Here is a 10024-nt window from a genome sequence, read left to right as displayed (position 1 = left end):
CGATTATGTAAATGGTCATATTCTAGCTATCGACGGTGGATGGTTAGTTAGATAACAAACAAGGGGAGAAAGTTATAATGAAGAAAAAAATAGCAATAGGAGCGTTACTTTTATCGACGCTTATGTTTAATGGATGCTCAAAAGATGGAGACTCAAAAGAAAATGAAAAAAACCTTTCTATATTTTTAGTTTTTAATGGAATGCCTTTAAACAATGAGTGGAAAATTTATAAAAAAGCAGAAGAAGCAATGGGAGTAAAAATAAAATCATATGCATCTAAAAACAATACAGACTCAACACAAGCTTATAATCTTATGTTGGCTTCTAATGATTTTTCAGATATTATAGCTTATAGAGTTCCTGATTTAGAGAAATTAGGTAGTGATGGTGGTATGATTGCTTTAAATGATTTAATAGATAAGCATGCTCCAAATATAAAAAAATTTATAGAGGAAAATCCCAAATATAGAAAAGATATGTATTCATTAGATGGAAAAATATATGCTATTCCGACATACTATGATCTAGAGAAATTAAGCGTTTCCTCTGGGCTTTTTATTCGAACAGATTGGTTAAAAAAGTTTGGTTTATCAATACCTAAAACTATAGATGAAACCGAAAATGCTCTAACAGTATTTAAAGAACAAGATGCTAATGGAAACGGAAGAAAAGATGAGGTTGGTATTTTTGTTCGAGGAAACATCCAGGCCGCTTTAAACAACTTAACTGGAGTTTTTGGAGCAAGACCATACAAAACATTCTATGCTGAAAATGACAAAGTCACTTTTGCAACCCTTGATCCAAATTTTAAAGATGCTATAAAATTAGCTGCGGATTGGTATAAAAAGGGATTAATAGATAGAGAGGTATTTACAAGAGGCTGGGGGGCTAGAGATACCGTATTACCAACAAATATAGGTGGAATGACTTTGGACTGGTTTGGAAGTACTGCAAGCTATAACAGTTTAACTGCTCAAATACCTGGATTTGAATTCTATCCAATTGAACCATTAGAAATAAAAAACGGAGTAAAAAGTGTCACTATTGGTAGAAATACAACTCCTGAAATAGGATGGGGAATTTCAGCAGCAGCTAAAAATCCAGAGCTAGCTATTAAATTTATGGATTGGTGGTTCTCAGAGGAAGGTAGAAGAACTTGGAATTTCGGGATTGAAGGAGAGCACTATCAAATCGTGGATGGTAATCCTATATTTACAGACTTAGTTCTAAAAAATCCAGATGGAAAAGGTCCACTAAAAGTTTTACAAGAAGTTGGAGCTCAAGTTTCAGGACCTGGAGTTCAACAGAATGCGGATTACGAATATCAATATTCAAATAATATTGCCAAACAAGGATTCGAAATGTATATGAAAGATGGAAATACTACTATGCCTTTACCTATATTAAAATATAGCCCTAAGGATATAAAGAAATTAGAAAAAATAATGGCTCCTGTAAATCAAACAACTGAAGAATATATGCAAAAATGGATTTTAGGAGTTTCTAATGTAGATGATGACTGGGATACTTATATCAATAGAATTAAACAAAATGGAATTGGCGATGCAATTGAACTTGTCCAAAAAGGTTACACTCATTACAATAGTATAGATTAAAAATATAAAAAACTAGGTGTTTGCACCTAGTTTTTTATAGATTTATCTACTTCAAATCAGGGGGAGAAAATGAAAAAAATTATATTGGGAGTGATTATGTTAGCTGGATCTTTGTATGGAAAAGAAATTAAAGTATATCAATTCGAAAATGAGATACCCAAAAATGTGATTGCCAAAACAAGTGATTCACTATCTATATCTAAAGATAAATATAAAGATGGAGAAAGTTCTTTAAAATGGAGTTTTGCAGAATTTGAGACACTCAGTATTTTAGGAGATGTTGGCTATACTGCTTTTAAAAAAGGACAAGTTGAAAAATCTAAAAGTAGTTATACTATGTGGATATATAATGAAACACCTTTGGCAGGAGAACTTTTGGTTCAGTTCAAAAAAAAGAATATGGTCAAATGTTGGTTTCCAATAAAAATGAATTTCAAAGGTTGGAGAACTATGTGGGTTCAATATGATAGAGATATGATTGGGAATCCAGAGGAAGAAATGGACGAGATAACTTTTGTGGCACCCAATGTCAAAGGAAGCATATTAATAGATCAAATCATTCCTTCAGTACTAATAGATCCAAGACATAATGCAAGAGATGAACAGGTTAACTTTATTAATATAGAAGCTGATTCTTCTGCTAATGCTCATTGGATGGCCCTATATAAAAACTATAATCAAATAGATAATGAAAAAAACGAGAAAGAACTCTCTCAAGAAGAAAAAATTGGAATAAATAAAATTGAGAAAAGGTATCGAGAAAAACTACTTAAAAATATTGCTGTGACAGAAACTCTTATAAATGAAAAAAAATCTGAGCTTTTAAAATATAAAAAAATAAATTTAGAATTCATTCAAAAATTAATCATATACAATGATTTAAAACCTGATGAAAAAGAAAAAATAAAATATATTCCCACAAAAGAATTTGGAAAATATCTAAGAGAATTATCCTACATGTATAACTCTACAAAGAATATAGACGATAAAAATACAATCGCCTATATATTTAATGAAAGTTTAGAATATATGTACGATCAAGGCTGGACAAAAGGAAGTTCTCAAGGTACCGTTCATCATTTAGGATACCAAATGAGAGAAATTTATGAAGCTATATTTTTGATGAAAGAACCTCTTATAAAATTAAAAACAATAGATAAAGCTAGAGATATGATAGCATGGTACAGTGGTATGGGAATGATCTTTATCCCCAAAGATAAAATAAATGGAGTTAATATCGATGTTTTAAATACCATGCTTCCAGGAATGCTCACTGCTATTCTATTAAATGAAAATCAAAATATTGAAGCTAAGCAGTTATACCAGCTACAAAGTTATCTCGTGAATTCTATCAAATATTCTCCTGGTGTTCTGGGTGGATTTAAATATGACGGAACTGTATTTCATCATATGCAAAATTATCCCGCATATGCTAAAGGAGCTTTTGAAGGATTGACTCCTATTATTTACTACTTAAACGGAACCTCTTATGGAATTACAGGTGAACCTTATAAAATTCTAAAAAAGGCTATATTACTGACAAGAATTTACTCTAATAAATATAACTATCTACTCTCTTTAAGTGGAAGACATCCAGATGATAAATTAAAAATAGATGTAGAGTCTTTTAGATTAATGGCTTTAAGTGGAGAAGATGGTATCGATAGAGATTTAGCAGAAGCTTATTTAAGATTAAGTAAAGACAATAAAAAAATAGAAAAACTAAAAAATCTCGGTTTTGAAATGGAAAAACCTCCAGAAGGATCGTGGACATTAAATATGGGTTCTATTCAACTTCATAGAAGAGACAACTGGTTAGTTGGTGTAAAAGGATATAGTAGGTATCTGGTTGGAAACGAAACGTATCTTAAAAATAACCTTTATGGTAGATATATGAGTTATGGAGCTTTTCAAATTTTACAAAACTCATTGAAAGATAGTGGATATGTTCAAAAAGGTTGGGACTGGAAACATTTCCCAGGAACAACAGCTATAGATCTCCCTTTTGAAGACCTAAAATCAAGTATCTCACAAGTTGATACTAAAAGTGGTATAGAAGAGATGCTTTTATCAGATGAAACTTACTCCGGCGGAAATTCTTTAAATTCAAATGGAATGTTTGCCATGAAACTCCACGAACATCCAAAATATAATGGGAGCCACAGAGCTAGAAAATCAATTTTTTTATTTAATAATAAAGCCATCTTACTAGGAAGTGGTATTGAAAATAATGACAATAAAAATGAAACACACACAACTCTTTTCCAAAACTATTTAGGAAAGAATTTCAAAAAAAGCTACACTAACAATAAAAATATTTTTTTAGATTCTCAAAATAACATGTATAAAGTTGTTCTAGGGAATATTATTTCAAAAAAAGGTAACCAGGAATCAAGAGATCACACCTCCGGAGAGAAAACAGAAAATAACTATGAGGTGGCCTATATAAATCATGGTAAATCTCCCAAAAATGAGAAATATGAGTATAGCATATTAATCCAAGGAGATGAAAAAGAAAAAAGTGAATTTATGAAATCTTCTAAATATCAGGTTATAAATCATGATAACAAAAGCCATATAGTTAAAGATTTAGATAGTGATATGATTGGATATGCTATATTTGAATCTGGAAATTTAAAAGAAAATAAATTTATTAATTCAGTGGACACACCATCTTTAATTTTAATTCAAACAGATGGAGAAAATTTTCAAATGAGTTTTGTTGATCCAGACCTAAGGCTCTATGATGGCATTGATGAAGATCAATATAATGAAGGGAGAATGAAAGAAACAAGTATTTACTCCAGAGGTTGGATTAGCAACAATGGAATGGAGCACACCAGCCTAATTGTCCTAAAAGGACAATATGAAATTGAACCCAACTCAAATATAGAATCCGAAATTTTAGAAGATTCAACCAAATTGAAAATTACATCTAAAAATGGGGAAGAGATTAAGGTAAACTTTAAAAGTTTAAAAAAGATATAACAAAAAAAATATTGAAAATAGGAACGCCTATTTTCAATATTTTTTATGGATAACACTCTTTATTTATCGTTTAAGATCTGCACATTCTTAGATATTTGATAAACATGGATCGCTATATTTTTTTCCCCACTCAATCAAATAATCTTTTAGATATTTAGTTTTATCTGTTACCAAAATAGAATTAAGTTGAAATTCATCTGATTTATTATCATATAAAAATTCTTTAGGAGTACTTTTGGCTGAATAGTCACTGTAATAAACATAAGTGTATCTTTCATCAATTGCAGCTCTCCAACCATAAGAAAGCGTATCTAACCCTCTCTCTTTTAAACTTTTTAAAACTTTAGAATTTCCTGTATAACATGCTGAAACAACTATGTTATCAACTACTTCTCCATTTAAAGATGGCGCTATATCCTTACCTTCCATCTCTAAAGGAATATTTATATCTAAAAGAGATAAAATAGTTGGAGCAATATCTATTCCAGAAAGAGGTGTTAATATTTTTTTATTTTTATATTTACTCCCATGAGAAAGCATGAATGGTACAGAAACAGCCTCTTCAAACCAAACATGTTTACTCCAAAATCCATGCGAACACAACATCTCTCCATGATCCGAAGTTACTATAATTATAGTATTTTCAAATAAATCATTCTTTTTTAAGTAGTCAACTACTCTTCCAAAGTTTTCATCGATCCCCGTTATAGCTGCATAATATTTTTTAACTGACTCCAAATAAGTATCTTCATTTAAAGAAAATGGTTCTATTGTTTGAGGATGATCAACTATATTTTCTAAAATTACATTTCTTCTTTTTTGTATTTTAGTGTTAGAATACATATTTACGTATTTTGGGGGGATTAAATCAAGAGGCGTATGTGGCGGATTCCATGATAAAAAAAGAGCAAAATTCTCCTCTTTATTTTTATCAATGAAATCTAAAGCCACATCTGTTTCATGCTCAACAGACCACTTTTTAATACTTATCATATCGGGGGTATCCATCCAATAGTGTGGTGAGAGATGGTTGTCATCAGCACCGTAAGAATACCAAAAATCGAATCCATGTCGTCTAGGTCCAGGAGGTGTAAAGGCATCCCAATTTTTAGCTCCTGAAATGGGCGTTAATCCTTCCTTTTCCTCAGGCTCATCCAAATGCCATTTTCCAATATAACCTGTTCTATAGTTATTAGATTTCAATACATCGCCAACTGTTACTTCATCTTCTTTTAGAAAAATATTTTCAAGACCGGGTTTACAATTTGTAATAACCCCATGAGATATTGGATTCTTTCCAGTTAAAATAGAAGCTCTATTTGGAGAACAAAGCGGACAACTGCTATATGCTTTTTCAAATATAGCTGCCTCATTAGAAAAAGAGTCAAAATTAGGAGTAATTACTGGTTCCTTCTCCATAAATCCAACAGCTTCTCTTCTCCATTGATCAGCAAAAATAAATAAAAGATTTGGTTTTTTCATAAAATTCACCTCAATTAAATAATTATTTCTCCTTTATAATACATTTTGTAAGAGAACAAGTAAATATTCTATTTTCAATTAAAGAAAATAGCTATTTAAAAAGAGAAAAAGGAATATTCTATGCGAAATATATGTTAATTATTGATAATTTAGGAAAATGAAAAGAATTCAATGAAAAAATTTGTTTTTTGAAGGAAAATTTGATAAAATTTAAAGATAATAAAAATAATAAATAAGGAGGATATGATAAATAGTTTAAGTGGTTTATACGTTTATCATACATAGAAATGAATTTAATATTAAATATTTTATGGTTGGTTTTAGGTGGATTACCATTAGCTGTAGAGTGGCTAGTTTGTGGTATATTTTCAATTATATTTATTGTTACAATACCTTTTACAAGAGGATGTTTTGAAATGGCATCAGCATGTCTTACTCCATTTGGAAAAGAAGTTGTTGAACAAGCCAGAGTTGGACAACCTCCAAGACCAATTGCAGGTTTCTTTTGGATAATATTTTTCGGAATATGGCTCGCTATATCACACATTATTATTGGAATTGCGATGTGCTTGACAGTAATTGGAATTCCGTTAGGACTACAAAATTTTAAATTAGCTCAAGTTGCTTTTAATCCATATAAATACACATTGAGAGAAAAGTAAAAAAGAACCCAAAGTACATTCAAACTGTACTTTGGGTTTGTTTTTTTAGAAGAAATATTTAGCTCCTGCTCCAACCAAGAATAATGTGTTATCTTCAACAATTGGTGAATCTGCAATCTCGTCTGAAAACTTTTCAACACCTACAAACATCATTAATGCCATTCTATCATTTAATTTATAGTCTGCAGTCAAAGTTGCTCCAACTGAATATCCTGCATCAGCAGTATATTCCTCTTTTATATTTCTATTTTTATCTCTCTCTTCAGCTGTTACCCCAAAGTAATAATCTGTATAGTCTTGAGTGTATCCCTTTACATGTACAGCTGGAACTAAAATAAGTCTATCAGTAACCGAATATGGTCTAAACGCACCCAGTTTAGCTTCAGCACCATGTTTACCAAATTGAGCTAATGCACCTAATCTCACTCCGTAGAAAATTGGATGTGAATCCACTCTTACTCCCGCCATAGTTTGAAATTTTCTATCGTCAATATTGTCATATCCTTTTGCTAAATCAGCACCATCTACAGCAAATCCAGCTAATGGATTTACAAATATTGAGGTTACCATTAAATCATTTTGATATAATTTATATCCTAATGTGATCCCTTTTATATACAAATCCCCATAGTTAATATCTAAAAGTGGCATTGGATAACTTTCATCATCAGCTCCTTTATAAACACTATCTGAAACTCCAATTCCTAATCCCACACCATATCTATTTTCTGCTAGCGTTGTTGTAGCCATAGACAATGCTACTAACCCTAATATTATTTTTTTCATATATTAATCCTCCATAATAAAATTTATTGAAATAGTATTTTTAAACTAAATGCTATTATACAACATTATTCAACTCTTTCAAAGACCTTATATTTTTAATCTAAAACTTTTTTAAAAAAACCTTATGATTCCTATATTCATTGGTATAGAATTTTTTTATTATTTGAATTTATAAAATTTCTTATTTGTAATTAAATGAATTTGTGGTATAATTTTTAGAAAAACATTTTTTTGTAGGAGGTATTTTTGAGTTTAACTAGTTTTCATTTTAAAATCATGCATTGCCTAACAGTGGACTCCTACACAATAGATGAATTAGCTAATATTTTCAATGTTTCGCAATCAAATATCAGAGTCTGTATCAAACAGATAGGAGAACTTTTAGGTAAAAAAAAAATATTTGGAATTCATAATGAACTAAATAACAATCCGAACTTAAAAGAAGATCTTAAATGTCTACAAAAGTTAACTTGTGATGAGAGAAAAGTTTTTATTTTGCTCTCTTTTTTAAGGAATGAACTTGTAAATTTAAGTGAACTTAGCAAAAAACTTAAAGTCACAAGAAGAACTATTTCAAAAGATATTGTAGAATTAAAAAAAATATTATATGATTACAACTTAAATATTGAAGGATTCAACTCGAGTGGAGTTAAACTGGTAGGACTGGAAGAGAAAAAAAGAGAGATTTTTGAATTATATTTATTTAAAATATATTATGAAAAAAAATATCTTCCTGAAGAATTTTCAGAATTTTTTAACTATTTCAAAACTCTAAAAATTGAGAATAATGTGGATTATTCTGTACAAAAGATCTTATCTATGAGGAAAGTTTTATATCAAAGTTTTATAATTTTAAAAATGGAAATTTTGTTTATTATAGCAATAATAAGACAAAAATATCCAGTCAATTATAGTCATATAGATATTTCCGAAAATTTTAAAGAACTTTTTAAAAAAGCACCCTTTCTTTCAGATTATGAAATTAAGTGCATTCAAGAAGTTTATTTCCAGAAAGATATCAATAATATTTTTGAAAATAACCCAAAAGAGATTGAAATTGTAAAAAATTTAATAATCTATTTGAATAAAAATCTTCCATATAAATTTAAAGTATCTCAAGATACACTTATACATATAGCTCATATAGCTATTATTATGGATTATAAAAAAAAATTTAATATCAAAGAGTTCTATAGTTTCAATAAAAAAACATTTAGTCTCTATATGGAAGAATTTCATCAGATAACATTTTTTTTAAGAAAATACTTTGATTCTATTGATAGTTTTGATGAAACATCTATAGCAACAACTCTTATAAATTCATTACATTTAGAAATGGAAAAAAAAATTGAAAATCTCAATAATATTATAATAGTTTACAGATTTTTACAAAAACCACTTTTAAAAAATATTTGTAAGGAATTGGGGCTAGAAAAAATTATAAAAGACACAAACTATATTTCTGTATATGAGTTTGATAACTACTGTAAAAATAATGAAATCAATGGAATTATTATATTTGAAGATATAGATATTTTTAATTTGAATTACAAGGTAATCTCTTTTAATTTTCCAGTGAGCAAAATGGATTATATTAAAATTAAAAGTTTTATTGAATAATTTTGAATTAATAGGGAGAAAAAATGAAATATTTTATGCATAACAAAGAAAAAATATCCCCTAAATTAGAGGATCAAATAAAGAAGTACTTCACTATCACCAAAACAATAGAAACTGAGGTCACTATTGAAGGTAAGAAGTACATAGCGATTGTCGATATTAATAGTTTTCTTTTACCTACAAATTTTGATTGTTTTAACTGTTTGACAAACTGCTGTGTTCAATTCCCTTACGAATTTAATAAAAAATCTAGAAAAATTATATTAGAAAATATTAGGGAATATGATCATCTCACAAAAGCTGTGTCAATTCTAAAAGAGGAGGGCTTGACAGAGGTCGAAATAATTAATTCAATAAAACATGACAATATGATGATACCAGAAATACATGTTGAAAAAACTTTTGATAGATGCACTTGTTCATGTGTTCATATAGATAGAAACTTATGTGCTCTTCATAAAATTTGTGTGGACAAAGGATTTTCAATGGAAGAAATAATTGATACAAAACCCTTATGGTGCTCTATATATCCTCTTGAAATTTTAATAGATCATCACGGTACACTATATATTTTTGTTCCAACTAAAACAAATGATTATTTGGCTTTAAACGATTCAAAATTTCCATGTATGGATATACAGATGTCTAAATCTCCATATTTTAGAAGAGAGAATCCTATTGGCTTTGAAAAAGATGATTATAAACCTTTCGTAATATCTTATTATCCTATCTTAAAATATATATTAGGACAAACTTTTGTCAATGATATTATGAAAACCCTAGAATTAACAACCACAAAAGATCTCGATGTTCAATACAATAAAAAAATTTAAATAAAAAACCTCCGATTGGAGGCTTTTTTTATTATCT

The 10024-nt window shown here is 29.0% G+C and carries 7 protein-coding genes; 5 read left to right on the top strand and 2 right to left on the bottom strand.

Translation table 11 applies throughout. The annotated features are described in order from the left end of the window. Positions 1 to 77 precede the first annotated feature (77 nt). Positions 78 to 1616, top strand: coding sequence for an extracellular solute-binding protein (locus tag Q0V67_RS08670; protein WP_297598764.1), 1539 nt, complete (start codon positions 78 to 80; stop codon positions 1614 to 1616). Between the two features lie 69 nt (positions 1617 to 1685). Next, positions 1686 to 4604 (top strand): chondroitinase family polysaccharide lyase, encoded by a 2919-nt coding sequence (locus tag Q0V67_RS08665; protein ID WP_297598763.1) that lies wholly within the window; start codon positions 1686 to 1688, stop codon positions 4602 to 4604. A gap of 87 nt (positions 4605 to 4691) precedes the next feature. On the opposite strand, the gene Q0V67_RS08660 is transcribed toward Q0V67_RS08665, so the two are convergent. Then, complete coding sequence (locus Q0V67_RS08660; protein WP_297598762.1) at positions 4692 to 6086, bottom strand: sulfatase; 1395 nt, start codon at positions 6084 to 6086, stop codon at positions 4692 to 4694. Between the two features lie 287 nt (positions 6087 to 6373). Here Q0V67_RS08660 and Q0V67_RS08655 point away from each other — a divergent pair, with 287 nt between their 5' ends. Further along, the gene (locus Q0V67_RS08655; protein ID WP_297598761.1) at positions 6374 to 6748 is read left to right on the top strand and encodes a YccF domain-containing protein; all 375 of its coding nucleotides are present in this window, start codon (positions 6374 to 6376) and stop codon (positions 6746 to 6748) included. A 45-nt stretch (positions 6749 to 6793) separates the two neighbouring features. Here Q0V67_RS08655 and Q0V67_RS08650 read toward each other — a convergent pair whose 3' ends face one another. Next, the gene (locus Q0V67_RS08650) at positions 6794 to 7534 is read right to left on the bottom strand and encodes a MipA/OmpV family protein (RefSeq protein ID WP_297598760.1); all 741 of its coding nucleotides are present in this window, start codon (positions 7532 to 7534) and stop codon (positions 6794 to 6796) included. Between the two features lie 246 nt (positions 7535 to 7780). On the opposite strand from Q0V67_RS08650, the gene Q0V67_RS08645 reads away from it, so the two are divergent. Beyond that, positions 7781 to 9154 carry an HTH domain-containing protein gene (locus Q0V67_RS08645; RefSeq protein WP_297598759.1) on the top strand — a complete coding sequence of 458 codons (1374 nt, stop codon included), beginning with the start codon at positions 7781 to 7783 and terminating at the stop codon, positions 9152 to 9154. A 23-nt stretch (positions 9155 to 9177) separates the two neighbouring features. Beyond that, the gene (locus tag Q0V67_RS08640; RefSeq protein ID WP_297598758.1) at positions 9178 to 9987 is read left to right on the top strand and encodes a hypothetical protein; all 810 of its coding nucleotides are present in this window, start codon (positions 9178 to 9180) and stop codon (positions 9985 to 9987) included. Positions 9988 to 10024: the final 37 nt, after the last annotated feature.

Origin of the sequence: uncultured Cetobacterium sp., from assembly GCF_947072685.1 — a bacterium.
Classification (GTDB): domain Bacteria; phylum Fusobacteriota; class Fusobacteriia; order Fusobacteriales; family Fusobacteriaceae; genus Cetobacterium_A.
This window is presented reverse-complemented; position numbering and strand designations above follow the sequence as displayed.